Origin of the sequence: Sphingomonas sp. R86521, assembly GCF_042466235.1 — a bacterium.
Classification (GTDB): domain Bacteria; phylum Pseudomonadota; class Alphaproteobacteria; order Sphingomonadales; family Sphingomonadaceae; genus Sphingomonas.
In genome coordinates this window covers 3,156,644-3,180,783 of record NZ_JAXHBY010000001.1, presented here as the reverse complement: position 1 = coordinate 3,180,783, position 24,140 = coordinate 3,156,644, and the positions used below count along the sequence as shown (strand labels likewise).

The following is a 24,140-nucleotide window of genomic DNA, read 5'->3' as shown; positions in this document are numbered from 1 at the left end:
TCCGCGCTGCCAGGGCTTTTTTGTTATGGGCGGCGGATATCCGCGGCGCCGTCGGGCAGTCGGACGACCTCGGCCGGAGCGGCGCGGAAGCCGAGCGTGGCCTTGCCCTGGATCGGGCCGGCGACGTCGGCGACGATGTATAGCGGGCGGCGCTTCGATTCGACGTAGAGGCGGCCGAGATATTCGCCGATCATCCCGAGCACGAACATCTGCACCGCGCCCAGCAGCACGACCACCAGCATCGTCGACGTCCAGCCTTGCACCGCGCTGCCCGTGAGGAAGCCGACCGCGATGTAGACCAGCAGCAAGACCGACGCGGCGGTCAGCGCGAGGCCGACATGGCTGGCGAACCTGAGCGGCGCTGTCGAGAAGCCGGTGACCGCGTCGAATGCCAGCCGGATCATCTTGGCGAGCGGGTAGTTCGTCTCGCCGGCATGCCGTTCGGCGCGATCGTAGGGGAATGGGACCTGGCGGAAGCCGATCCACGCCACCATCCCGCGGATGAACCGCGCCTGTTCGGGCAGGCTGAGGAACGCGTCGAGCGCGCGCCGGCTCATCAGGCGGAAATCGCCGGTGTCGAGCGGGATCGGGGTCTCGGTCATCCGCGTCAGCAGGCGATAGAACGCTGCCGCCGTCGCCTTCTTGAACAGCGTCTCGCCGGCACGCTGGCGGCGCACCGCATAGACCACGTCGGCCTCCTGCGCCGCCATCGCCGCGCGCATGTCGCTGAGCAGTTCGGGCGGATCCTGGAGGTCGGCGTCGATGATCAGGATCTGGTCGCCGGCGCACAGGTCGAGCCCCGCGGTCAGCGCGAGCTGGTGGCCGTGGTTGCGCGACAGGTTGATCGCGACCAGCCGCGGGTCGGCGGCGGCGAGGCGCTGCATCGTGCCCCAGCTGTCGTCGCGCGAGCCGTCGTTGATGAAGACGATCTCGTAATCCTCCCCGACCGCAGCCTTCGCCGCGCCGGAAATGCGGGCGTGGAGCAGGTCGAGGCACGCAGCCTCGTTGTAGCAGGGGACGACGACGGACAGCGCGGGACGGGTCATCGCCACCGTCTAGGGTCGCGACGGCCCCGCGGCAACGGTCGAGCGCGGTTCCCGATCGCCCTTCCCGATGGAAGGCGAAATACGATAGGGCTCGCGGCATGACCGATACCCCGACTGATACCCAGCCCAAACCGCGCCCGAGCCTGGCCTATCACCACACCCCCGGGACCGGTCCTGCGATCGTCTTCCTGTCCGGCTATGGCTCCGACATGACCGGGACCAAGGCGGTCGCGCTGGAGGCCTGGGCGAAGGCGCAGGGGCGCGCGTATCTGCGCTTCGACTATGGCGGCTGCGGCCGCAGCGAGGGCGCGTTCGAGGACCAGACGCTAGCCGACTGGCGCGACGATGCGCTGACGATGATCGACGCGCTGGTCGAGGGGCCCGCGTTGCTGGTCGGATCGTCGATGGGCGGGTGGCTGGCGCTGCTGATCGCCAAGGCGCACCCGGACAAGGTCGCCGGGCTGGTCGGGATCGCGCCGGCGCCCGACTTCACCGACTGGGGCTTCACCACCGACGAGAAGATGACGCTGCTGAGCGCCGGGCGGCTCGAACGGGTCAGCAAATACGGGCCGAAGCCGGTCGTCTACACCCGCGCCTTCTGGTCGTCGGGCGAGGCGAACCGGTTGATGTTCGGCGAGATCGCGGTGACCTGTCCGGTCCGGCTGGTGCAGGGCCAGCGCGATCCCGATGTGCCGTGGGCGCGCACCGCGCGGCTCGCCGAGCTGCTGCGTTCAGCCGATGTGCAGACATGGCTGGTCAAGGACGGCGACCACCGCCTGTCGCGCGATCCCCATATCGCGCTGATCATCCGCGCGGTCGAGGATGTGATTGCCGCGCTATGATCCTGCTGCTTCTCGCCGCCGCAACCGCCGCACAGGCCGGTCCCGCCGATTCCCGCACGGATCGGTTCGATCGATGCGCGTCGCTGGCCGAGCGCGATCCGGGCGCGGCGCGCACCGAAGCGGGGCGGTGGCAGGCTTCGGGTGGCGGCCATTATGCGCGCGCTTGTGCCGGGCTGGCGTTCGCGACGCAGAAGAACTGGGCGGGCGCCGCGGCGGAATTCGAGGCGGCGGCGCGTGCTGCGCAGGTCGCGCGGAACGAACGCAGCGCGAGTTATTGGGCGCAGGCCGGTAACGCCTGGCTTGCCGCCGGCGATGCGACCAAGGCGCGCACCGCGCTCGATTCGGCGCTGACGACGGGGACGCTGAGCGGGCTCGCGCTCGGTGAGGCGCAGCTCGACCATGCCCGTGCGCTGGTGGCGGGCGGCGACCTGGAGGCGGCACGCGCGGATATCGATCTGGCGCTGACCACTGCGAGCGACGATCCACTGGCGTGGCTGTTGTCGGCGACGCTGGCGCGGCGCGCGGGCGATCCGCGGCGCGCGAAGACCGATATCGGCGAGGCGCTGAAGCGATCGTCGGACGATGCCGCGGTGCAGCTGGAGGCGGGGAATATCGCCGCGCTTGCCGGGGACGAGGCTGCGGCAAGGTCGGCGTGGGCGCAGGCTGCGCGGCTGGCGCCGATGAGCGACGCGGGGAAGAGCGCGGTCGTCGCGCTGAAGCAGTTCGACGCGAAACCTTGAGGACAATCCTCCCCTGCAAGGGGAGGTGGCTGGCGCAGCCAGACGGAGGGGTGACTTGCTGTCGAGAGGGCGATACCCCTCCGTCAGCCCTGCGGGCTGCCACCTCCCCTGCAAGGGGAGGATCAGGTGCCCCCGGAACAAGTCCGGGGTGACGGGGATTGCTAGGCCAACGCTTTATTGATCTAGGACACCGCATGAAATACCTCCACACCATGATCCGCGTCGCCGATCCGGATGCGACGATCCGCTTCTTCGAGCTGCTCGGGCTGAAGGAGGTTCGCCGGCTGGAGAGCGAGAAGGGGCGCTTCACGCTGATCTTCCTCGCCACGCCCGAGGATCTCAACGCCCCCGGCGAACGCGCCAATGCCGAGGTGGAACTGACCTATAACTGGGACCCGGAAGAGTATGGCGAAGGCCGCAATTTCGGTCACCTCGCCTACCGCGTCGACGATATCTACGAGACCTGCCAGCGGCTGATGGATGCCGGCGTGACGATCAACCGCCCGCCGCGCGACGGCCACATGGCGTTCGTGCGGACACCCGACAACATCTCGATCGAGCTGCTGCAGGACGGTGTCCTCGACCCCGCCGAGCCGTGGGTGTCGATGCCCAACACCGGTCACTGGTGATGCTGGAGATCGTCCGGGTCCCCGTCCTCTCCGACAATTACGCCTGGCTCGTCCATGACACGGCGAGCGGCGAGACCGTCGCGGTGGACCCGGGCGAGGCGGCGCCGGTGATCGCCGCCGCCGAGGCTCGCGGCTGGCGGATCGGTCAGGTGTGGACGACGCACTGGCACGGCGATCACACCGGCGGCAACGAAGCGATGAAGGCGCAGGGCGCGACCGTCACCGGCCCTGCGGCGGAGGCGGCGAAGATCCCGACGCTTGATACCGGCGTCGGCGAGGGCGATACCGTCCGGCTGGGTGAGCATGTCGCGACCGTGATGGCCGTGCCCGGCCACACCGCCGGGCACATCGCGTTCCATTTTGTGGACGATGCCGCGATCTTCACCGGCGACACGTTGTTCGCGATGGGGTGTGGGCGGCTGTTCGAGGGCACGCCGGCCGAGATGTTCGCCAACATGCAGCGGTACGCGACGCTGCCCGACGACACGCAGGTCTATTGCGGTCACGAATACACCCAGAGCAACGGCCGCTATGCGCTGGTCGCGGAGCCGGACAATGCGGCGATCAAGGCGCGGATGGTCGAGGTCGACGCGCTGCGGGCGCGCGGCGAGGCGACGGTGCCGACCAGTATCGGGCTGGAACGCGCCACCAACCCCTTCCTGCGCGCGACGTCGGCGGAGGAACTGGGGGAGCGGCGACAGGCCAAGGATTCGTTTCGCGGGTAAGCGACTATCGAGGAGCGATACGCATGCGGATGATCACGCTCACGGCACTGGCGATGACCCTGATGGCGGGGCGGTCGGATCCGCTTGCCGGGCGTATCGCAGGGCCACCGGTCGACTGCGTCGATCTATCGCGGATCAACGGTCCCGACATCGTCGATGCGCACACCATCCTGTATCGCCAGTCGGGCAAGCGCATCTGGGTCACCGGGCCGGTCGGCGAATGCCCGTCGCTGCGGCCCAACGATACGCTGATCGTCGAGGTCCATGGATCGCGGGTCTGTCGCAACGACCTGTTCCGCACGGTGACGCCGGGGCTGTCGATCCCGTCGGGGATCTGCCGCCTGCGCTCGTTCGTGCCCTATGACCGCCCCTAGTCGGTGAAAATGGCCGCGCGCTTCTCGATGTTCGCGCGGACCTGTTCGGCCTGGTTGGGGGTGCGGAGGATCTTCGCCTGCTCCGCGCTTTCCGCCAGCAGGACGGCGGCGGCGTCTTCATCGGCGGCGAGGTTGTAGAGCCGCTTCGACCCGCGGATCGCATCCGGGTTCTTCACTGCGATCTCGTGGGCCAGCGTCATCGCCGCGGCGAGCGGATCGTCGGCGAGCCGCGTCACGAAGCCCAGCGCCAACGCTTCGGTCCCGTCGAACTCGCGCGCGGTATAGGTCAGCTCGCGGAGCACGTCGTCGCGCGCCAGCGTCCGCCACAGCGCGATGCCGGCCATGTCGGGCACCAGCCCCCAATGTGCCTCGCGGATCGCGAAGCGGGCATCGGCGCGCGCGATGCGGATATCGGCGCCCGAGATGATCTGGAACCCGCCGCCGAACGCGACGCCGTGGACCGCGGCGATCACCGGCATCGGCAGCGTCCGCCAGCCCCACGCGACCTGCTGCGGTCCGTTCGCCAGCCCGTGGGTGCGGGTATCGATGTCGAGCCCGGCGCCGACGTCGGCCATCGACGCCATGTCGAGCCCGGCGCAGAACGCGCGGCCCTCGCCCGACAGCACGACTGCGCGGATGTCGTCCATCGCCGCCAGTTGGTCGATCGCTGCAGCGATGCCGTCGAACATCGCCGGGTCGATCGCGTTCATCTTGTCGGCGCGGTTGAGCCGGACGTCGGCGACATGGCCGATTCGGCTGATCGTGACGCGGTTGTTCATGGCCTCCGTCATGGCTTGGCCAAGGTCACGATCGACACGCCCGGCGTCATCGGCACGCGGCCGACGAGGTGGCGTTCGAGGCGGAATATCCGTTCGAACAGCGCGTTGACCGGCCCCGGCGGCGGCGAATCGTCGCTGTCGTCGCGGCCGCTCATCCGTCCGGCAATGCGCGCCGCGGCGGCCAGCGGGAACAGTAGCGAGTTGAAATAGCCGAGCTTCTCGGTCTTCAGCCCCGCCTGCTCAATCGCCGCCTTCAGCGTCGCCTTCGAATAGCGGCGGTGATGGTGGTTCACGGTGTCGTGTGCGCTCCACATCCACTGGTGCGCCGGGACCGCGATCAGGATCTTGCCGCCGGGGGCCAGGCATGCGCGCATCGCAGCGAGCGCGGCGACGTCGTCCTCGATATGTTCGACGACGTCGAGCACCGCGATCAGGTCGTAATGGCCGCGCGGCACGCCGGTCAGTTCGGGCAGGGGGGCGTCGCCGACCGGCTTGCCGAGCCGCTCGCTGGCGATCTCGCGCGCGGCGGGGTCGATCTCGATCGCGTCGACCTCGCCGAACCCGGCCAGCATCGGCAGATTGTGCCCGGTGCCGCAGCCGATCTCGAGGATCCGCGCAGGCGACGGCAGCGCGGCGTAGCGCGTCAGGTAATCGGCGAGGATGTCGCGGCGCGCGCGGTACCACCAGTGCGTGGAATCATGCGCGGCCATGCGGTCGTAGACGATGCGGTCCATCAGCGATTGGCCATATCAGTGGAATACCCAGAAACGGTTGAGCACGAAGGAGACGATCGCCGCCAGGAAGATGGCCGGGACGAGCGGAACCCAGGGGTGCAGATGGAGCAGCGCGGTACCGACCCAGGTGATCGCGGCATTGAGCGAGAGCCCAGCGGCCTGCACGATCACGAATTTGACGCGCTGGCTGGCGCCGCCGTCCTCGGCACCCTGGAAGCTCCAGCGGCTGTGCGCGACATAGCCGAACGTCACCGCGACCGCGAACGCGAACGGCACCGCGGCGACCGCGAGCCGCTGCGGGAACACGAACGCGGTCAGCGGCAGGTAGACCAGCGAATAGACTAGGCTCGACAGTCCGCCGGCGATCCCGAAGCGCACGAGCTGGCCGAGCAGGCCGCTGGCCTGCATCTGTTCCATCTGTCGCCGTATCGCCTGCATGCCCGCCTTGTTCTTTAATCCCGCGTCGATAGAGCGGGGGAAAGCTCCGCGCGTCTAGAGTGCGTGCGGCCCGGAGGAAAGCATTTTGGATCAGGCCCCGATGACGGATGACGCGGCGCCGTCGCGTCTACGCGACGAAATCGTACCGTCGCGTCTGCGTGACGAACTCGACCGCCATTGGGTGGCGCTTACGCTGGTCGCGTGGCTGGTGATCGCGGCGTGGATGCTGGTCGATCGCTGGGGCCAGATCCGCTGGCTGTCGCTGGGCGATACCGACGACAACATGCGGTTGATGCAGGTCCGCGCGCTGCTCGACGGGCAGGGCTGGTACGACCTGCGCAACTATCGGCTGAACCCGCCGCTGGGCTTCAATATCCATTGGAGCCGGCTGGTCGACCTGCCGATCGCCGGGCTGATCCTGTTTTTCCGGCTGTTCACCAGCAACAGCTGGGCCGAGCGGCTGGCGTGCGGGATCGCGCCGATCCTGCCGCTGTCGATCACGATGCTGGGCACCGCGGCGACGGTGCGACGGCTGGTCAGCCCCTATGCCTGGCCGCTCGGGCTGATCTTCCTGACCGGCGCGACCGCGACCCAGCTGATGTTCGCGCCGATGCGGATCGATCATCATGGCTGGCAGCTGGCGATGTTGAGCCTGACGGTCGCGGGGTTGTGCGATCCCAAGGCGTTGCGCGGCGGTGCGCTGGTCGGGATCGCAAGCGCGGTGTCGCTGACGATCGGGCTCGAACTGCTGCCCTATGCGGCGATGGCGGGCGCGATCCTGGCGCTGCGCTGGGTCTGGGACCGCGGCGAGGCGGACCGGTTGATGGTCTATGCACTGAGCCTTGGCGGCGGCAGCGCGCTCGGCTTCGCGGTGTTCGCGTCGAACGCCAACCAGGTGATGCGTTGCGATGCGCTGACCCCGGTGTGGCTGAGCGTGATGATCGCGGCCGGACTGCTGCTGTTCCTGCTCGGGCGGTTCGGGCCCGAATCGCGTGGCGCGCGGCTGGCGCTGGCGGTTGCCGCCGGCGCGGCGATCGCGGTCGGGTTCGCGGTGATGTTCCCGCAGTGCCTGGGCCGCCCCGAACAGGTCTCGCCCGAGCTGGCGCACAACTGGCTCGACAATGTCCGCGAGGCCAAGCCGATCTACAAGCACGCCTTCCGCACCGGGTTCGCGATGGCGACGCTGCCGATCATCGGGCTGATCGGCGCGATCGTCGCGACTTGGCGGGCACGGCGCGAGCCGATCGCCCTCGGCTGGGTGTGCGTCGCGCTGTTCACTGCGTTCGCGGGGGCGATGCTGTTGTGGCAGGTCCGCGCCGCGCCCGCCGCACAGCTGCTGGCGGTATCGGGTGCGACCGCGCTCGGCTGGCTGCTGCTGCCGTGGCTGCTCCATCATCGGCTGTTGCCGGTGCGGGTGTTCGGGACGGTCGCGGGGTTCCTGATCGTCTCGGGTTTGTTTGCGGGGCTGGCGATCCAGTATTTCCCGATCGACCGGCCCAAGCCTTACGAGAAGCGCGTCAACGCCGCGACCGGCAACTGCCTGCGCACGACGGTGCTGGCGCAGCTCAACCGCTACCCTGCGCAGACGATCTTCACCTTCGTCGACATGGGCCCGCGGCTGATCACGATCACGCATCACGATGCGATCGCGGGGCCGTACCACCGCAACGGCGATGCGATCCTGGACGTCCAGCACGCCTTCGACGGTCCGACCGACCGCGCGCATGCGATCATCAAGCGCCACGGCGCGACGATGCTGCTGCTGTGCCCGAACGCCGCCGAATCGACCAACTACAAGTCGCGCGGCCCGAACGGGTTCTATGCGCAGATGTCGCGCAACGAGGTCCCGGCGTGGCTGACCCCGCTGCCGCTGCCGGCAAAGTCGCCGTTGCGGCTGTACAAGGTCGACTAGCGGAGGGGCGGTCTCACGCCGGTTCGCCGGACACTAGGCCGAACGGCACGTCCTGCGGGTCGCGGGCCATGACGATGCGCTGCCCGCCCGGCACGTCCATAGGGCCCATCACGATCCGGCCGCCGCCGCTGTCGATCGCCGCCGCCGCGGCATCGACGTCGGGGACGTGGAAATAGAAGCGCCAGCCGGTCGGATGGTCGGGCGACTCCCGGTTCATCATCGCGCCCATGCGAACCGCGCCGCAGTCGACGAAACTATAGTCGCCCATCGGCCCCATCGACATCACCTCGGTCGAGGTCCAGCCGAGCAACGTGGCGTAGAACGGCAGCGCGGCGGCCTGGTCGGTCGTCACCAGTTCGTTCCACGCGCAGCGTTGCGGCAGGGTCGGCGAGAAGCTGGTGCTGACCCCGGGTTCGCCGGAGGCCGGCGTCATCACGTAGAACGGCACGCCCTGCGGATCGGCGACCATCGCGACGCGGCCGGCGCCGACGACGTCCTGCGGCGGGGCATGGACCGCGCCTCCCGCCGCCTCGATCAGCGTGATCGCCGCATCGACATCGGCGACGTGGAAATAGGCGAGCCAGGCGGGGCCGGTCGGGCTGGCGTCGGCCAAGGACTGCATCCCGCCGACCGCGGCACCGTCATCGGCATTCCACAGCGTATAGCCGTCGCCGCCGTCGAACGAACCGGGCGTCCACCCGACCACCGCGCCGTAGAAGCGTTCGGCAGCCGCGGGATCCGCGGTCGTCAATTCGTACCATATCGGCATGCCGAGCGATGTCACGCCGGTTCTCCCGGTGTCATCGCAGTCTGAGCGGCGGCCATGTCCATGTAGAACGGGCCGAAGCCGTTTCCGTCCAGATCCTCGAACGCGCGGGAATACATGAAGCCCCGGTCCTCCGCCTCATGCGCCTCGCGCCCACCCGCCGCGATCGCGGCCTCGGTTATCGCATCGACCTCCTCGCGACTGTCCAGCGACAGCGCCAGCAGGACCGCGCTGGTGGTCAGTGCGTCGGCGATCGGCTTCGGCGTGAAGCTCGCATAGAAATCGCGCGACAGCAGCATGAAGCTGATCGTATCGGACCACAGCATCGCCGAGGCCTGGTCGTTCGAGAAGCGCGTATCCTTGGTCATGCCGATCGCCTCGTAGAACGCGGTCGAAGACGGCACGTGGGCAACCGGCAGGTTCACGAAGATCGACTTGGCCATGGCTTGGCTCCTTCGAGTCCGCAGTCTGGCACGAACCCGCGACTTATCAAAACGAGTCGCGGCAATGGCGGGAACCGACCCGCTTGCCGAGCGGTTCGTCACACTCTTCTCGTTCCCGGCGCAGGTCGCGGTTGAGTAACGCCCCGCGCTTGGCCTAGAGCAGTCGGGAACACGAGGCATACATGACCGATATTCCGAATACCCAGCCCGATAGCCGCGAGACGACGATCCTCGACGCCCCCGACCGTATGGTGAAGGTGCGTGAGATGTTCGGGATCGATTCCGACATGGAGGTTCCGGCCTTCTCCGAAGCCGACGAACGCGTCCCCGATCTCGATCCGGCGTACGTCTTCGATGCCGATACCACGCTGGCGGTGCTGGCGGGGTTCGCCTTCAACCGCCGCGTGATGGTCCAGGGCTATCACGGCACCGGCAAGTCGACGCATATCGAACAGGTCGCGGCGCGGCTGAAATGGCCGTCGATCCGGATCAACCTCGACGCGCATATCAGCCGCATCGACCTGATCGGGCGCGACGCGATCGTGCTGAAGGACGGCCAGCAGATCACCGAGTTCCGCGAAGGCCTGTTGCCCTGGGCACTGCAGACCCCGACCGCTCTGGTGTTCGACGAATATGACGCGGGCCGGCCCGACGTGATGTTCGTGATCCAGCGCGTGCTGGAAGCCGAGGGCAAGCTGACGCTGCTCGACCAGAACCGCGTGATCCGCCCCAACCCATGGTTCCGGCTGTTCGCGACCGCCAACACAGTGGGCTTGGGCGATACCAGCGGGCTGTATCATGGCACGCAGCAGATCAACCAGGGCCAGATGGACCGCTGGAACATCGTCGTGACGCTCAACTACCTCCCCGCTGCGGTCGAGGCGCGGATCGTGCTCGCCAAGTCGGGCGAATACGACAAGCCCGAGGGCAAGAAGACCGTCGAGAACATGGTCCGCGTCGCCGACATGACCCGCAAGGGCTTCGTCAACGGCGACATCTCGACCGTGATGAGCCCGCGCACCGTGATCACCTGGGCGCAGAACGCGCTGATCTTCGGCGATGTCGGCTTCGCGTTCCGGCTGTCGTTCCTCAACAAGTGCGACGAGGCCGAACGCAGCCTGGTCGCGGAATATTACCAGCGGGTGTTCGGCAAGGACCTGCCGGAGAGCGTCGTCGGGAAGGCATAGGCCTTGGCCAACGAAACCCCGCTCGATCGCTTCAAGGCCGTGCTCGCGGGTACGGCGCGTGCGATTTCGGAGGAGCCCGAGGTCGAGCTCGCCTATACCGCCGATGCGCCGGTGCAGTCGGGCAAGCACATCAAGGTGCCGATGCCGGGGCGTGCGCTGCCCGCGGAACAGGTCGCGGAGGCGCGCGGGTTCGCGGACGGCTTTGCGCTGCGGCTGAAGCATCACGACATCGCGATGCACGCGCGCGCTGCGCCGGCGGAAGCGGTTGCGCGCGCTGTGTTCGATGCGGTCGAGACCGCGCGGATCGAGGCGCTGGGCGGGCGCGGCTATGCGGGGATCACCGACAATCTGACGATGGCGCTCGACATGCGGTTGCGCGCCGACCCGATCACGCGCGCGCGCAACCAGGCGGAAGTGCCGTTGTCGACCGCGCTTGGCCTGCTGGTGCGCGAGAAGCTGACGGGGCAGGCGCCCCCGGGGATCGCCGCGCCGGGCCTCGCGCTGGTGCGCGAGTGGGTCGAGGCGAAGACCGATCTCGATGCACTGGCGTTCGCGCTCGACGATCAGAAGGCGTTCCAGGGCCTGGCGCGGAAGATGCTCGAGGAGCTGGAGCTGGTCCAGGGCGAGCAGGTTCCGGAAGAGAGCGACGAAGGCGGCTCCGAGGACGAGGGCACCGACGAGCAGCAGCAGGACGAGGGCGAAGAAGGCGACGACCAGGGCGATCAGGGCCAGGGCGAGGTCGAGGCGCGCGGCGAACAGTCGGAGCAGCAGAACGAGGACAGCGACGGCCAGGAATCCAGCGAGGATTCGATGGACGAGGCCGACGGCGAACCGGGCGACGACGGCGAGGAAGGCATGCAGCCGGTCCGTCCCAACCGTCCGCCCGCCGATATGTCGACCGCGTTCGACTACAAGCCGTGGACGACGCAGTTCGACGAGACGATCGCCGCCACCGACCTGTGCGACGCGGACGAACTGGCGCGGTTGCGCGGCTATCTCGACCAGCAGCTGGTCCACCTGCAGAGCGCGGTGTCGAAACTTGCCAACCGGCTGCAGCGCCGGTTGATGGCGCAGCAGTCGCGGTCATGGGATTTCGATCAGGAAGAGGGCATCCTCGACGCCGCGCGGCTGGCGCGGATCGTCGTCAACCCGACGCTGTCGCTAAGCTACAAGGCCGAGCGCGAGACCGATTTCCGCGACACCGTGGTGACGTTGCTGATCGACAATTCGGGGTCGATGCGCGGCCGCCCAATCTCGATCGCGGCGATCAGCGCGGATATCCTCGCGCGCACGCTGGAACGCTGCGGGGTCAAGACCGAGATCCTCGGCTTCACGACGCGCGCGTGGAAGGGTGGCCAGAGCCGCGAGACCTGGCTTGCCGCCGGACGTCCGCCGCAGCCGGGACGGCTCAACGACCTGCGCCACATCGTCTACAAGCGCGCCGACGAACCCTGGCGGCGGGCGCGCAACTCGCTCGGGCTGATGATGCGCGAGGGGTTGCTGAAGGAGAATATCGACGGCGAGGCGCTGATCTGGGCGCATAGCCGGCTGATGGCGCGGCCCGAGGAGCGTCGCATCCTGATGGTGATTAGCGACGGCGCGCCGGTCGATGATTCGACGCTCAGCGTCAATTCCGGGAGCTATCTGGAGCGCCATCTGCGCCAGGTGATCGGTTGGATCGAGACCAAGTCGCCGGTCGAACTGTCGGCTATCGGGATCGGGCACGACGTCACGCGCTACTATGCGCGGGCGGTGACGATCATGGATGTCGAGCAGCTGGGCGGTACCCTCATCGAGCAGCTGGCGGCGCTGTTCGACACCGAATGACGGCGGCATGATCACCGCGCCCGCCGGCGGTTTCCAGGGGCCGGTGAAACGGTCCGTCACCATCGCCGGCCACCAGACCTCGATCAGCCTGGAACCCGTGTTCTGGCAGGCACTGGAAGCCGCAGCGGTTGAGCGCACGCTGCCGCTGTCCGCGCTGGTCGCCGAGATCGATGCGGTGCGGATCGTCGGCACCGCGCCCCCCAATCTCGCGAGCGCAATCAGGACCTGGCTGTTCGTGCAGAGTTAGTGCGAATCGCTATCATTAGCGTTGACAGTGCGAACGACTCTCAATAGCGGAACCTTTAGCAAAAGGGGTTTCTGCTACATGTCTTCCGTTACACCGCGTCCGATCGCGGGCACCGCATTCCTAGCTCTTTCCTGCGTCGGTGCGTTCGCCACCGCTCCCGCCTATGCCGCCGACGACAAGCGCCCGCCGCTCGCCGATGCCGAACTGCAGCGCGGCGACGAGGTTCTCGTCAACGGCCAGCGCCAAACGCAGGATGCGAACCCCAAGATGGTCGCGCCGCTGGTCAACACGCCGCGATCGGTGATCGTGCTGCCCAAGGAAGTGATCGAGCAGACCGGATCGAACAGCCTGGCCGACGCGCTGCGCACCGTGCCCGGCATCACTTTTGGCGCGGCCGAAGGCGGCAACCCGATCGGCGACCGGCCGTTCATCCGCGGCTTCGACAGCCAGGGCAGCATCTATGTCGACGGCGTCCGCGATCTTGCCGCGCAGACCCGCGAAGTGTTCGCGGTCGACGCCGTCCAGATCGTCCGCGGATCGGATTCGACGCTCGGCGGCCGCGGATCGGCGGGCGGCACGATCAACATCATCTCGAAACTGCCGCAGCTCGAGACCCGCGGGTCCGCCAGCGCGAGCTATGGCGAGGCCGACTACAAGCGGGTCAGCGCCGACCTCAATTTGCAGGTGTCGGATACCGCCGCGTTCCGCATCGAAGGGGTGTGGCACGACCAGGACGTTGCCGGACGCGATGCGATCTGGTCGAAGCGCTGGGGCGTGGCACCGTCGTTCGCGATCGGGCTCGGCACGCCGACCCGGCTGACCGCGAGCTTCTATCACCTCGAGAGCAGCGAACTGCCCGACAGCGGCATCCCGTACCTCTACACGATCGGCAATCACCCCGGCACCGGCAACGTCTCGACGCAGCCCGCGCTTGGCAATGTGACCACCGCGGGCGGCCAGACCGGCTATGTCTCGCGGAAGAACTTCTACGGCCTGGTCGATCGCGATTACCGCGATGCCACGACCAACCAGGCGACGATCCGCGTCGAGCACGACTTCGGCGGCATCACGCTGCGGAACACCGCGCGCTACACCTACAGCAGCCAGGAGTATATTTTCCTGCTGCCAGACGACAGCCAGGGCAACGTCTATGGCACCGCGGCGACCAACCCGACCACGGGTGCGGCGGGCGCGCGAGGCGACGTGCTGACCGGCGGCTATGTCTGGCGGCGCGGCAACACGCGCTATGGCCACAGCGAGAGCATCGTCGACCAGACCGACCTGTTCGGCACGTTTGCGACCGGCGGCATCAAGCACAGCTTCGCCGCCGGCACCGAAGTCTCGTGGGAGCAGACCCGACGCGGTACGCTGGTCTCGGCGAGCGGATCGACGGTCTCACCGCGCTGCAACGCCTCGACGATCGCGCGCTATTACTGCACCAGCCTGTTCAACCCGAACCCGAACGATCCGTGGGTCAACTACGCCAGCGACACTTCGACGGTGGCGACGCCGATCGTCAAGATCGGCAACACCGGCGAGACCCAGAACGACGCGCATACCCGCGCGCTGTACGCGTTCGATTCGATCACGCTGCTGCCCGAACTGATCCTCAACGTCGGCGCGCGCTACGACCGGTTCCGGACCACGACGATCCTGGCGGGCGCGACGCAGGTGCCGATCACGCGAATCGACAATCTGTTCAACTGGCAGGCCGGGCTGGTGTTCAAGCCGACCGCGGAGACCAGCCTGTACGGCAGCTATGCGACCGCCGCGACACCACCGAACAGCCTGCTGGGCGAGGGCCGCGAGGACAATGCGATCACCGCTGCGGTGCTGAACCTGCTGCGTCCGCAGAAGACCAAAAGCTACGAGCTCGGCGCCAAGGCCAGCCTGTTCGGCGAGCGTTTGCAGCTGGGGGCCGCGGTGTTCCAGACCGATATCGCCAACGCCCGTGTGCTCGACGACAACAACACCGCGGCGTTCATCGGCGAGACGCGGATCCGCGGGGTCGAATTCAACGTCAGCGGGACGATCCTGCCCGGCTGGACGGTGTTCGGCGGCTTCACGCATTTGAACCCGAAGATCCGCGACGGCGGCTCCACGACGCTGACCGCCGCGGCGATCAGCCAGACCGTCGGCGGCGTGACCACGGTGATCCAGCCGGCGCGAACGATCGGCGTGGTGTCGGTCAACACCGGCAAGCAGGTCCCGCAGACCGCGCGGAACAGCTTCACCGCGACGACCAACCTGGACGTCACCAAGCGGCTGCAGATCGGCGGTACGGCGCTCTACATGGACGAGCAGATAGGCGGCTATGCCGACAACCGCACCGCGACGCAGACTGCGGCCGGTATCGTCACCGTCACGCCGGCGACCAAAGTGCTGACGCGAAGCATCCCCGACTATTGGCGGTTCGATGCGCGCGCCAGCTACAAGCTGACCGACAATGTCGACCTGAGCGTCAACGCGCAGAACGTCACCAACAAGACCTATTTCTCGCAGACCTTCACCAGCCACTATGCCGCGATCGCGGCCGGCCGTACCGTGTTCGGCACGGTCAACCTGCGCTTCTAGGATCTTGGCTACGCTCGACACGCTGACACCCGACGCCATCGCCGCGCGCCTTTCCGGTCCCCCGGAAGAGCGCGCGGCGTTGGTGCGTGCGGGCGCGGAAGCCGGCGTCGCCGAGGCGCAGGCGGTGTACGGGCAGATGCTGCTCGACGGCGCCGACGTTCCCGCCGATCCGCGCGCGGCCCTCGGCTGGTTCACGCGGGCGGCGGCGCAGCATCATGTGATGGCGCTCAACATGGTCGGGCGCTGCTACGATCTCGGCTGGGGCACCGCGGTGGACAAGACCCGCGCCGCCGACTGCTACCGGATCGCGGCAGATCGCGGGCTCGACTGGGGCATGTATAACTACGCCACGCTGCTTGCGCTGGGCGAGGGGGTAGCCAAGGATCGCGCGACCGCGCTCGACTGGCTGCAGCGTGCGGCCGCGATGGGGAATGCCAAGGCGATCAATTTCGTCGGCAGCTTCGCCGAGGATGGCTGGGCAGGACCGTGCGACATGGCGAAGGCGGCGGACTGCTACCGGCAGGCGGCGGAGGGCGGCGATTTTCGCGGCTGCTTCAACCACGCGCGGATGCTGCTCGATGCGAGTCAGGTCGAGGCGGCGCTGCCCTGGCTGACGCGTGCAGCTACGCTCGGCAATGCGCGGTTCGTGCGCCAGATGCGCGACTGGATCGGGCGGCTCGACGGCGACGTGCGGGATCGTGCGCTGGCGGCGTTGCCGTGCTGATCGCGATCCCCGACCTGCTCGACGCGGACGAGGTCGCGCGCGTCCGGGGCATCATCGATGCTGCCGAATGGATCGACGGCAACGCGACGTCCGGGCCGCAGAGCGCGCTCGCCAAGCGGAACGCGCAGCTGCCGGAGGACAGCGAGGCGGCGCGCGAGGCGGGCAACATCGTGCTCGACGCGCTGGGCCGGTCGGCGCTGTTCGTCGCCGCCGCGCTGCCGTTGAAGGTGTTTCCGCCGCTGTTCAACCGCTATGCCGGCGGGCAGGATTTCGGCCTCCACGTCGACAACGCGGTGCGGATCCGCCGTGGCAGCGATTTCCGGATCCGCAGCGACCTGTCGGCGACGCTGTTCCTCGAAGATCCCGCCGACTATGACGGCGGCGAGCTGGTGATCGAGACCCAGTTCGGGCCGCAGACGGTCAAGCTGCCGGCCGGGCACATGGTGGTCTATCCGGCGTCGAGCCTGCACCGCGTGACTGCGGTGACGCGCGGCACGCGGACCGCGTCGTTCTTCTGGATCCAGTCGATGGTCCGCGACGACGGCGCCCGCGCGCTGCTGTTCGAACTCGATCAGGGCGTACAGGCGGTGGCAGCGGCGCAGGGGCAGGGCGACCCGACCACCGTGCGGCTGACCGGGGTCTATCATAATCTGCTGCGCCGCTGGGCCGATGCCTGACGTGCACGCGACAAGGGGGAAACAATGAGCAAACTGGCGATGCGGCGGGCGTGGTTCCAGGTCCACAAATGGATCGGGCTGATCCTTGCGATCCTGATCATTCCGCTGTCGGTCAGCGGCGCGGCTTTGGTCTGGCACGACGGGCTCGACCGGATCGCCAACCCGGCGCACTATGCGGTGTCGGGCACGACGACGCGCGACCCCGCGATCTATCTCGCCGCGGCCAAGGCTGTTCTCGGGCCGCAGCAGCGGATCGCGCAGATCGCGATGCCCGAGCATGGCGGCCCGGTCACAGTCGCCGCAACCCCCGCAGCGCAGGCCGGACCGCCGCGTGGCGGACCGCCGGTGCGGACGATGGTCTATCTCGACCCGCCGAGCGCACGCGTGCTTCAGGTCGCCGCCAGCAACGCCGGGCTGGTCCGCTTCCTCCACGTCCTCCACGGCAGCCTGCAGGTCCCCGGTGTCGGACGCCAGATCGTCGGGTGGATCGGCGTGTTCATGATGGTGTCGTGCTTCACCGGGCTGTGGCTGTGGTGGCCGACGGTCGGCAAATGGGTGCGCGGGCTGTGGTATAACCGGCATCGCAACACCGACACCAACCTGCACTATCTGTTCGGCTTCTGGGTCGCGCTGCCGCTGTTCGTGCTGTCGCTGACCGGCGCCTGGATTTCCTTCCCGCAGTTCTTCGGCAGCATAGCCGGCGAATCGCGACCGCGGGGCGGTCCAGGGGGCGGCATGCCGGATCGTGCGGCGATGGCCCGCGCGAAACCGCTGAAGGCCCCGGCGCAACCGCTGAGCGTCGTGATCGCGCGCGCCGCGCCGCTCGCCGCCGGCGCCCCGCTGCGGAGCATCGCCTGGCCGACCGACCGGACCCCCGACTGGACCGTGACGTTCGCGGGCCAGGGCCGCCCGATCGCGGTCAAGGTCGCCGACGACACCGGCAGCGCCACCGCCGCACCCGCCCGCCCGCAAGGCGGCGTCGCGCGCTGGATGCGGCGGATCCACGACGGCACCGACATGGGGATCGTCTGGCAGGTCATCATCTTCGTCGGCGGCATCCTGCCTGCGGTGCTCGCGGTGACCGGCATCATCATGTGGTGGCGCGCGCGCAGCTGGAAGGCCGACCTGAAGCGCAAGCTGAAGGCGAAGCGCGCGGCTCCGACGGCGGCGTAACCGCGGTACGGGTCAGGCAGGTGCCGCCTGAAGATGCGATCAACGGCTTTGGCTCGTGGCTCGCCGGGCGGCTGCAGGCGGATCTGGCGGCCCGATCATCGGCGGCGTTCTCCGATCGGTGATTACCGATATTGCAAAGCCGCAAGACGACCCTTGCTTCGAGCCGGTACAAAACGGTCGGCGAAGTACGCGACAAGCAACGGAGCCGCTGTGGGCGCTTCATGCTGGCGGTAGGGCCTGGTGCTGGTGAACGCGCGCTTTCTACCCACACTCGTTCTAATCTACGCTGCGACCGCAGTACCTGAACTAAGACGGCGTCTGGAAACACGGTTCACTGCGCGACGGAGTTCCTGACCACCTCCCTCCATGACGCTTTATCGCAATGTGTGGATATAAATCAGGTGGGATGAAGCCTGCGCACGGCCAACATGTTCGCGCCATACGTCGAATTTGGTTGGGAAAAATCATTCGGGGACGGGTGTACAAGTCCCGCCGGATCGAGAAAAAGGCGGGTATTAGGGGACTCCAGTGTCATGGCAGAACGTATTGCTCTCGTTGTCGTCGGCATGCATCGGTCGGGTAGCTCAGCCATGGCGCGCTTGTTATCGTTGGCTGGGGCGACGCTCCCGAACGGACTGATGCGCGCAGGGTACGGTAACGAAGCCGGCCACTGGGAACCACAGAGCGTCGCAGATTATAACGATACCGTGCTGGCGGCCTTCGATGCCGCATGGGATTCGCCGTTCGGGCTAGGAGTAAACGCCACGCGTCGTGCCGCGCTCGCGCCGTTCGTCGAGGGCGCGCGTACCATCATCCGCGAAGAATACGGCGCCGCGTCGCTGATCGTTCTGAAGGAGCCCCGTATATCGCTGGTCGCCGACCTTTGGATCGAGGCGCTGGAGGCCGAGGGATTTTCCTGCAAGTTCGTCATCACCGTCCGTCCGCCGACGGAAGTCGCCGCATCGCTGCGTAAGCGGAACGGCTTCGCGCTCGACAAAGGACTGCTACTCTGGGGCGCGTACATCGCGAGCGCCGAATTGCTCACGCGTGGGCATGACCGGGTTTTTTGTCGATACGACAACCTGATCGTCCGGCCAGCGTCGGTGCTCGACGACATCGAGACGAAGCTGCGGATCGAATTGCCGCGGCGGACGGCGCAGGCGCACGCGGCGATGGATGCGTTCGTCCGCCCCGCGCTGAAGCACAACGACGCATCGACGATCCCGCCTATTCCCGATCATCTGCGGCCAATCAGTGAGCTATCCGACTATATCTACGCGTCGATCGTCGGCGAAATCCCGAATGTCGACATCAGCCGTGATCTTCAGAACTGGTTTTCCGACCTCGACCAGACGATTACCCCGCTGACGTTAGGTATTGAGCAGCAGCTCCGGCGCGAACAAGACAGTGCGATTGCGGCGGGGTACGCGGCCGAGGCGTATCGTCTTGAGACCGAGCGGGTGAATGGGGTGTACGCCGAACAGCTTGCCCATATTGCGCGACTGAACGCGCAGTTCGTGGAAGCCGACGAACTACGCCGCGACGCCGAGCAGCGGTTTGCGGGGGCTGAGCAGGTGCAGCTTGCGACGCAAGCGAGTCTCGATCAGCGCGAAGCGGAAATGGCAGCGCTCCACGAGGCGCTCGAAGCGACCAATCGCGTCATGGCTGACGTGTCCGGGACATTGGAAATCCGCACCGCCGAACTGGCCGAGTTGAACGCCGATCATCATGCAAAGATGGCGCATATCGCAGCGCTGTCCGATGCCAACATCGATCTCCAACGGGCTAATGCAGAGGCCAATGAGGCGCTAGCCGTTCAGGCGGCCGAGAGCGCCAGAGTCGCGGCCGAGGTGGATGCCGCGCGCGCGGACTGGCACGATCGTGAGACCGCGTTAATGCACCACGCGAACGGTCTGGCCGACGCCAATGAGCAAGCAGCGCGCGAATATGCTGCCGCGCTGGCGATGGTCGAGGCGCGTTATGAGGAGGAGCGCACCGCGCTGCTCGTCGCGTCGCAGGCGCGCGAAGCCGAGCTTGAGGCTGCGCTGGCCGTCGAGGTGGCCGGGTCGCAGGATATGACCCGTCAGGCCGATCAGGCGATGGCAGGGCTGCGCGAAGCCTTGGCGCAGACTCATGAAGCTGCGGCCGCCCGCACGACAGAGTTGCTGCAACAGATAGAGGTGTTGCGCGCGGCCAATGTGGAAAGTGATGCCGCCACGGCGCAGACGATCGCGGCACTGACGCATCGCAACGACGAGATGGTACGGACGCATGCCGAAGAGGTCGCGGTCATGGCCGTACGGGCCGACGAACGAGAGGCGAGCCTTGAACAGTTTGCGACCGCTCAGCGCTTGCTACAGGTCGAGGCAACGCAGCTGCAAGAGACCGAATCGGAACTGAGGCAATCAGTTGCCGCGCTGACCGAAGCACTTGAGCAACGCGACGCGACGCTTGCAAGCCATGCCGGCCAGATCGAAAGCCTGATCGCAACGATCGCCGATCTGAACCGAGCGCGCATTGCGCAAGAGGAGGCTTCTGCAGCGGAGGCGCGTGAGTTCCGCGACCGCGAGGACGCGTTGCAGGCAGCCGTTGCGGCTCAGATCAAAGGGCGCGGGGATGACCATGCCGAACGCCAGTCGATGGCGTATCGTCTGAAGGCGGTATTCGGTGGTTGGAAGACGCCCGGGGACATGGACTCAACCTCCGGTATCCGATGACAAAGGGCGCGCCGCCGGGCGCTGCCTCATGCCCACCGTCTGGTGAGTGCGCACGCCATCGAGCCGGAACAGGTCCGGAGCGATGAAGAGTTATCGAGCATACCCGCGGTACCATTCGACGAAGCGGGGGATCCCGACGTCGATCGCCGTGACAGGGGCATAGCCGAGGTCGCCCGCGATCGCCGAGATGTCGGCGTAGGTCGCAGGGACGTCGCCGTCCTGCATCGGCTGGTAGTCGCGGATCGCGGTGCGGCCGCAGGCGGCTTCCAGCACGTCGATCATCCGGCCGAGTTCTTCCGAGCGGTGGTTGCCGATATTGTAGAGCGTGTGCGGTGCGGTGCTGCCGCCGGGTTTCGCGGTGCCGTCGTCGGTGGGCGCGTGGTCCAGCGCGGCGATAACGCCGCTGACGATATCGTCGATATAGGTGAAGTCGCGCTGCATCCGGCCGTGGTTGAAGACCTTGATCGGGCGCCCCTCGAGGATCGCCTGGGTGAACAGCCACAGCGCCATGTCGGGCCGGCCCCACGGACCATAGACCGTGAAGAAGCGCAGGCCGGTCTGCGGCAGGCGATACAAATGCGCATAGGTCTCGCTCATCAGTTCGTCCGCCTTCTTGGTGGCGGCGTAGAGCGAGACGGGGTGGTCGGTGCGGTCCTCGACGCGGAACGGCAGCGTCGTGTTGCCGCCATAGACCGACGAGGACGACGCATAGACGAGGTGCGCGACGCCGCGGGTGCGGGCGAGTTCGAGGATGTTGACGTGGCCGACGAGGTTCGACTGTACATAGGCGCGCGGATTGTCGATCGAGTAGCGCACGCCCGCTTGCGCCCCGAGATGGACGATGCGGTCGAACGGCTCGCCGCCTAGCGCGGTGTCGAGTGCGGCGTGGTCGGCGAAGTCGACGTGTTGGAACGCGAAATCGCCGGTGAGCCGAGCGAGACGGGCGCGTTTCAGGTCGACCGAATAATAGTCGTTGAGGTTGTCGATGCCGACCACGCGGTCCCCGCGGGCTAGGAGCGCCTGCGCGACGTGCATGCCGATGAACCCGGCGACACCGGTGATGAGAATCTTCACGCAGCGGCCTTTTCGATCGACGTGAGTTTGAGCAGGACGCCATCCTTTGCGCGTAGCGTCAGGCGGCTGACCGGCTCGGGGGTCTTGCCGGGGACCGTATCGAAGGTGAAGGCGCGGAGCAGACCGGCGATCGCGAGCTTGGCCTCCTGCACCGCGAAGCCTGCGCCGACGCAGATCCGCGGTCCCTTGCCGAACGGCAGATAGGCGTGGCGGCAGGCCGATGCCTGGTCCGGGTCGTCGAACCGGTCGGGATCGAAGCCGTGTGGCTCGGGGAAATTGTCGCGATTGCGCTGCACCAACCAGGGCGAAACGACCAGCATCGCACCGGGTTTCAGATGCTTGTCGCGCATCTGCACGGGGCAGGTCACCTCGCGCGAGAGGAAGGCGAGCGGCGGGTAGAGCCGCAGGGTCTCGCGGAACACGTTGTTGATGCGAGTCAGCTGGCGAAGATGTTCGTAGGCGAGCGGCCCGCCACCCGATGCGGTCTCGGCCTCGTCGCGCAGTGCCGTTTGCAGGTCGGGTTCGCGCGCGATCAGGTAGACCGCCCAGGTGATCGAGCTGGCCGAAGTCTCGTGGCCGGCGAGGAAGATCGTAGCGACCTGTTCCATCACCTCGTCCTCGGTGAACGGCGCGCCGGTCTGCGGATGGCGGGCGTCGATCAGCGACTGGACGATATCGTGGCCACGCTCGCCGCGCTCGTGCGTGGCGGCGTAGCGCGCGTGGACGATCGGCGCGAACACCGCATGGATCCGCCGCGCATCGGCTTCGGCACGGCGCCGGAAGCCCAGCATCGGCAGCCCGTAGATGCGCAGCGTCGACGCCCGCTGCGAATGCTTCTGGTAGGCGTGGAACGCGTCGTAGATTTCGCGTGACCCGGCGGTGTCGAGCACCACCGAGAACAGCGTGCGATAGATAATATCGGCGGCCAGATGCGTGACCAGCACGTCGATCGGCACCGGCCTGGTCAGGTCGAGCCCGCGGATATGCGCGATCAGGTCGTCGACCGCGTCGGACATCATCGGGAACACCGTCTTCAGCGCGGTATGGCCGAACGCCGGGTTGACCATCTGGCGCTGGTCCTCCCAGTCCTGGCCGTTCGCCGAGAACACCGAATTGCCGATCAGCGGCAGCAGCAGGTCGTGCTGGAAATCGTGTTTCGGGAACTGCTTCCACTCGGTTTCCAGGATCCGGCGGACCAGCGGCAGTTCGTTGGCGATGTAGAAGTCGAGCGCAGGCGTGTGGATCTCGCCCATCTTCATCGTGTAGCTGCGTTCGAACAGCACGTGGATCCACGAATGCCAGCCGCGCCAGAAGCGCAGCAGCATCGACGACTTGCTGGCATGCGGCCGCGGGAAGGGCGGGGTGAAGCGGACGCTCACGGGATATCGCGGAACGCGGCGACCGCGGCGGCGATCGGGCGGCGGCTGGCGGTGATGCTGGGCAGGTCGATCGGGCTCACGCGGTCGGCGACGCGCAGGTAATCGAAGTGGACCTCGTACTTGCTGGCAAAGCCGGTCTTGTAGTTCGCCGCATCGTAGAAGCGGTAGAAGCGCGGGTTGAGCAGGTCCATGCGCGGCTTCGGATCCGATGCCACGGTGACCATCGGATTGACGCCGTGGAACGCGGCACCGTCGGGCGGCGACCCGACATCGACCCAGTGGAAGTCGCGCGCCGCGATGTTCGCCAGCCGCCGGCGAAAGATCGTCGCATCGCGGCGGCCGGCGACCAGCGGAATCGAATGCCCGTAGGTGAGCACGGCGAACTGCGCTGGCAGCGCGCCGCCGCGGCGTTCGAGCAAACGGTCGAGCGCCAGCATGGCGATGATCGAGCCGTTGCTGTGCGAGACGAGCAGGATCTCGTCCTCGTCGCCGTCGATCCCGGCGTCCATCGCCTCGGCGAAGGCATCGAGGCGGGCCTGGAGTTCGGGCGAGCCTTCGCCGGTGCAGAGCTCGCTGTTGAAGATGAAGAACCGCATCAGCCACGGCACGCGGATCAGCCCGAGGATCGGCAGTGCCGCTGCAATGCCTATCGCGAGTCCGCCGAGCAACGCGATCCACCAGCTGAGCCAGATCAGCCCGACGAGGAACAGCGGTAGCGCGATCAGCAACGGGATCACCACCGCCAGGATCGGCGGATAGAACATCGTCACCAGCGGCCCGTTGGGCAGTTCGCGTGCCCATTTGAAATCGAGGTGACGGATATGGGCGAGGTAGGTCCGCGCGCCGCGGGTGACGAGCTGTAGCGGGTTCTTGATCCACGCCTGCTGGACGATGTCCTCCCAGCGCAGGAAGGTATAGTCCGTCGTCACGTCCTGGGTCGCGTTGCGTACCGTCCAGTCGCTGCGGACCGGCGACGCCTTCTGCCGCGGCGAGACCACGACGTCCTCGCCGGTCTTGGCCGCATAGCGCGCGACCTGTTCTTTCAGGAGGTGGTAGTAGAACCGCACGCCGCGCGGATCGAACCCGCCGATGTAGAAGATTCTTCGCTTGAACTCGGTCATGGCAGGGGCCTA

The 24,140-nt window shown here is 67.3% G+C and carries 23 protein-coding genes; 14 read left to right on the top strand and 9 right to left on the bottom strand.

The genetic code is table 11. From position 1 onward, the window contains the following. Positions 1 to 23 precede the first annotated feature (23 nt). Positions 24 to 1,046 (bottom strand): glycosyltransferase family 2 protein, encoded by a 1,023-nt coding sequence (locus SJY20_RS14835; protein WP_380787684.1) that lies wholly within the window; start codon positions 1,044 to 1,046, stop codon positions 24 to 26. Between the two features lie 98 nt (positions 1,047 to 1,144). On the opposite strand from SJY20_RS14835, the gene SJY20_RS14830 reads away from it, so the two are divergent. The 5 genes from SJY20_RS14830 to SJY20_RS14810 all read left to right on the top strand — a co-directional run bounded on the left by SJY20_RS14830 (position 1,145) and on the right by SJY20_RS14810 (position 4,356). Continuing rightward, positions 1,145 to 1,888 carry an alpha/beta fold hydrolase gene (locus tag SJY20_RS14830; RefSeq protein ID WP_380787683.1) on the top strand — a complete coding sequence of 248 codons (744 nt, stop codon included), beginning with the start codon at positions 1,145 to 1,147 and terminating at the stop codon, positions 1,886 to 1,888. Next, complete coding sequence (locus SJY20_RS14825) at positions 1,885 to 2,628, top strand: hypothetical protein (RefSeq protein ID WP_380787682.1); 744 nt, start codon at positions 1,885 to 1,887, stop codon at positions 2,626 to 2,628. The genes SJY20_RS14830 and SJY20_RS14825 overlap by 4 nt, the downstream gene beginning before the upstream one ends. A 194-nt stretch (positions 2,629 to 2,822) precedes the next feature. Then, positions 2,823 to 3,257, top strand: a complete 435-nt coding sequence (locus tag SJY20_RS14820) for a VOC family protein (protein WP_380787681.1) — start codon at positions 2,823 to 2,825, stop codon at positions 3,255 to 3,257. Next, a complete protein-coding gene (gene gloB / locus SJY20_RS14815; RefSeq protein WP_380787680.1) occupies positions 3,257 to 3,982 on the top strand; it encodes a hydroxyacylglutathione hydrolase in 726 nt (241 codons plus the stop codon). Before SJY20_RS14820 ends, gloB begins: the two co-directional genes overlap by 1 nt. A 23-nt stretch (positions 3,983 to 4,005) precedes the next feature. Further along, positions 4,006 to 4,356, top strand: a complete 351-nt coding sequence (locus SJY20_RS14810) for a hypothetical protein (RefSeq protein ID WP_380787679.1) — start codon at positions 4,006 to 4,008, stop codon at positions 4,354 to 4,356. Here SJY20_RS14810 and SJY20_RS14805 read toward each other — a convergent pair. From SJY20_RS14805 to SJY20_RS14795, 3 genes are read right to left on the bottom strand one after another with little or no spacing between them, the layout of a single operon-like run. After that, a complete protein-coding gene (locus tag SJY20_RS14805) occupies positions 4,353 to 5,135 on the bottom strand; it encodes a crotonase/enoyl-CoA hydratase family protein (RefSeq protein ID WP_380788731.1) in 783 nt (260 codons plus the stop codon). The genes SJY20_RS14810 and SJY20_RS14805 overlap by 4 nt on opposite strands. An 8-nt stretch (positions 5,136 to 5,143) precedes the next feature. After that, positions 5,144 to 5,869, bottom strand: coding sequence for a class I SAM-dependent methyltransferase (locus tag SJY20_RS14800; protein WP_380787678.1), 726 nt, complete (start codon positions 5,867 to 5,869; stop codon positions 5,144 to 5,146). 15 nt (positions 5,870 to 5,884) lie between these two features. Next, positions 5,885 to 6,286, bottom strand: a complete 402-nt coding sequence (locus SJY20_RS14795) for a GtrA family protein (RefSeq protein WP_380787677.1) — start codon at positions 6,284 to 6,286, stop codon at positions 5,885 to 5,887. Positions 6,287 to 6,407: 121 nt separating this feature from the next. Here SJY20_RS14795 and SJY20_RS14790 point away from each other — a divergent pair, with 121 nt between their 5' ends. Further along, positions 6,408 to 8,219, top strand: coding sequence for an AcrB/AcrD/AcrF family protein (locus SJY20_RS14790; RefSeq protein ID WP_380787676.1), 1,812 nt, complete (start codon positions 6,408 to 6,410; stop codon positions 8,217 to 8,219). A 13-nt stretch (positions 8,220 to 8,232) separates the two neighbouring features. Here the strand turns inward: SJY20_RS14790 and SJY20_RS14785 are convergent, their stop codons facing one another. Further along, positions 8,233 to 9,003 (bottom strand): VOC family protein, encoded by a 771-nt coding sequence (locus tag SJY20_RS14785; RefSeq protein ID WP_380787675.1) that lies wholly within the window; start codon positions 9,001 to 9,003, stop codon positions 8,233 to 8,235. Continuing rightward, on the bottom strand, positions 9,000 to 9,428 hold the full coding sequence (locus SJY20_RS14780) for a VOC family protein (RefSeq protein WP_380787674.1): 429 nt from the start codon (positions 9,426 to 9,428) through the stop codon (positions 9,000 to 9,002). Before SJY20_RS14780 ends, SJY20_RS14785 begins: the two co-directional genes overlap by 4 nt. A gap of 182 nt (positions 9,429 to 9,610) precedes the next feature. On the opposite strand from SJY20_RS14780, the gene cobS reads away from it, so the two are divergent. The 8 genes from cobS (at position 9,611) to SJY20_RS14740 (ending at position 20,554) form a co-directional block, all read left to right on the top strand. Then, a complete protein-coding gene (cobS, locus tag SJY20_RS14775; protein WP_380787673.1) occupies positions 9,611 to 10,615 on the top strand; it encodes a cobaltochelatase subunit CobS in 1,005 nt (334 codons plus the stop codon). Between the two features lie 3 nt (positions 10,616 to 10,618). Next, positions 10,619 to 12,442, top strand: coding sequence for a cobaltochelatase subunit CobT (cobT, locus tag SJY20_RS14770; RefSeq protein ID WP_380787672.1), 1,824 nt, complete (start codon positions 10,619 to 10,621; stop codon positions 12,440 to 12,442). Positions 12,443 to 12,449: 7 nt separating this feature from the next. Continuing rightward, positions 12,450 to 12,689, top strand: coding sequence for a ribbon-helix-helix domain-containing protein (locus SJY20_RS14765; protein ID WP_380787671.1), 240 nt, complete (start codon positions 12,450 to 12,452; stop codon positions 12,687 to 12,689). Positions 12,690 to 12,767: 78 nt separating this feature from the next. Continuing rightward, entirely contained in the window at positions 12,768 to 15,263 is a 2,496-nt protein-coding gene (locus tag SJY20_RS14760; RefSeq protein WP_380787670.1) for a TonB-dependent receptor, read from the top strand. 4 nt (positions 15,264 to 15,267) lie between these two features. Continuing rightward, positions 15,268 to 15,987, top strand: coding sequence for a tetratricopeptide repeat protein (locus SJY20_RS14755; RefSeq protein WP_380787669.1), 720 nt, complete (start codon positions 15,268 to 15,270; stop codon positions 15,985 to 15,987). Then, a complete protein-coding gene (locus tag SJY20_RS14750; protein WP_380787668.1) occupies positions 15,981 to 16,664 on the top strand; it encodes a Fe2+-dependent dioxygenase in 684 nt (227 codons plus the stop codon). Before SJY20_RS14755 ends, SJY20_RS14750 begins: the two co-directional genes overlap by 7 nt. A gap of 24 nt (positions 16,665 to 16,688) precedes the next feature. Next, a complete protein-coding gene (locus SJY20_RS14745; protein WP_380787667.1) occupies positions 16,689 to 17,837 on the top strand; it encodes a PepSY-associated TM helix domain-containing protein in 1,149 nt (382 codons plus the stop codon). 590 nt (positions 17,838 to 18,427) lie between these two features. Then, complete coding sequence (locus tag SJY20_RS14740) at positions 18,428 to 20,554, top strand: hypothetical protein (RefSeq protein WP_380787666.1); 2,127 nt, start codon at positions 18,428 to 18,430, stop codon at positions 20,552 to 20,554. Between the two features lie 90 nt (positions 20,555 to 20,644). On the opposite strand, the gene SJY20_RS14735 is transcribed toward SJY20_RS14740, so the two are convergent. Genes SJY20_RS14735 through SJY20_RS14725 form a run of 3 tightly spaced genes read right to left on the bottom strand, consistent with a single transcriptional unit; the run spans position 20,645 to position 24,128 of the window. Beyond that, positions 20,645 to 21,628 (bottom strand): NAD-dependent epimerase/dehydratase family protein, encoded by a 984-nt coding sequence (locus tag SJY20_RS14735; protein ID WP_380787665.1) that lies wholly within the window; start codon positions 21,626 to 21,628, stop codon positions 20,645 to 20,647. Further along, positions 21,625 to 23,007 (bottom strand): cytochrome P450, encoded by a 1,383-nt coding sequence (locus SJY20_RS14730; protein ID WP_380787664.1) that lies wholly within the window; start codon positions 23,005 to 23,007, stop codon positions 21,625 to 21,627. The genes SJY20_RS14735 and SJY20_RS14730 overlap by 4 nt, the downstream gene beginning before the upstream one ends. Beyond that, positions 23,004 to 24,128, bottom strand: a complete 1,125-nt coding sequence (locus SJY20_RS14725; RefSeq protein WP_380787663.1) for a hypothetical protein — start codon at positions 24,126 to 24,128, stop codon at positions 23,004 to 23,006. Before SJY20_RS14725 ends, SJY20_RS14730 begins: the two co-directional genes overlap by 4 nt. Between the last annotated feature and the right edge of the window lie 12 nt (positions 24,129 to 24,140).

Coding starts and splice junctions, on each gene's coding strand:
- SJY20_RS14835 (WP_380787684.1), bottom strand. CDS start 1,046: ATGACCCGTCCCGCGCTGTCCGTCGTCGTCCCCTGCTACAACGAGGCT.
- SJY20_RS14830 (WP_380787683.1), top strand. CDS start 1,145: ATGACCGATACCCCGACTGATACCCAGCCCAAACCGCGCCCGAGCCTG.
- SJY20_RS14825 (WP_380787682.1), top strand. CDS start 1,885: ATGATCCTGCTGCTTCTCGCCGCCGCAACCGCCGCACAGGCCGGTCCC.
- SJY20_RS14820 (WP_380787681.1), top strand. CDS start 2,823: ATGAAATACCTCCACACCATGATCCGCGTCGCCGATCCGGATGCGACG.
- gloB (WP_380787680.1), top strand. CDS start 3,257: ATGCTGGAGATCGTCCGGGTCCCCGTCCTCTCCGACAATTACGCCTGG.
- SJY20_RS14810 (WP_380787679.1), top strand. CDS start 4,006: ATGCGGATGATCACGCTCACGGCACTGGCGATGACCCTGATGGCGGGG.
- SJY20_RS14805 (WP_380788731.1), bottom strand. CDS start 5,135: ATGAACAACCGCGTCACGATCAGCCGAATCGGCCATGTCGCCGACGTC.
- SJY20_RS14800 (WP_380787678.1), bottom strand. CDS start 5,869: ATGGACCGCATCGTCTACGACCGCATGGCCGCGCATGATTCCACGCAC.
- SJY20_RS14795 (WP_380787677.1), bottom strand. CDS start 6,286: ATGGAACAGATGCAGGCCAGCGGCCTGCTCGGCCAGCTCGTGCGCTTC.
- SJY20_RS14790 (WP_380787676.1), top strand. CDS start 6,408: ATGACGGATGACGCGGCGCCGTCGCGTCTACGCGACGAAATCGTACCG.
- SJY20_RS14780 (WP_380787674.1), bottom strand. CDS start 9,428: ATGGCCAAGTCGATCTTCGTGAACCTGCCGGTTGCCCACGTGCCGTCT.
- cobS (WP_380787673.1), top strand. CDS start 9,611: ATGACCGATATTCCGAATACCCAGCCCGATAGCCGCGAGACGACGATC.
- SJY20_RS14765 (WP_380787671.1), top strand. CDS start 12,450: ATGATCACCGCGCCCGCCGGCGGTTTCCAGGGGCCGGTGAAACGGTCC.
- SJY20_RS14760 (WP_380787670.1), top strand. CDS start 12,768: ATGTCTTCCGTTACACCGCGTCCGATCGCGGGCACCGCATTCCTAGCT.
- SJY20_RS14745 (WP_380787667.1), top strand. CDS start 16,689: ATGAGCAAACTGGCGATGCGGCGGGCGTGGTTCCAGGTCCACAAATGG.
- SJY20_RS14740 (WP_380787666.1), top strand. CDS start 18,428: ATGGCGCGCTTGTTATCGTTGGCTGGGGCGACGCTCCCGAACGGACTG.
- SJY20_RS14725 (WP_380787663.1), bottom strand. CDS start 24,128: ATGACCGAGTTCAAGCGAAGAATCTTCTACATCGGCGGGTTCGATCCG.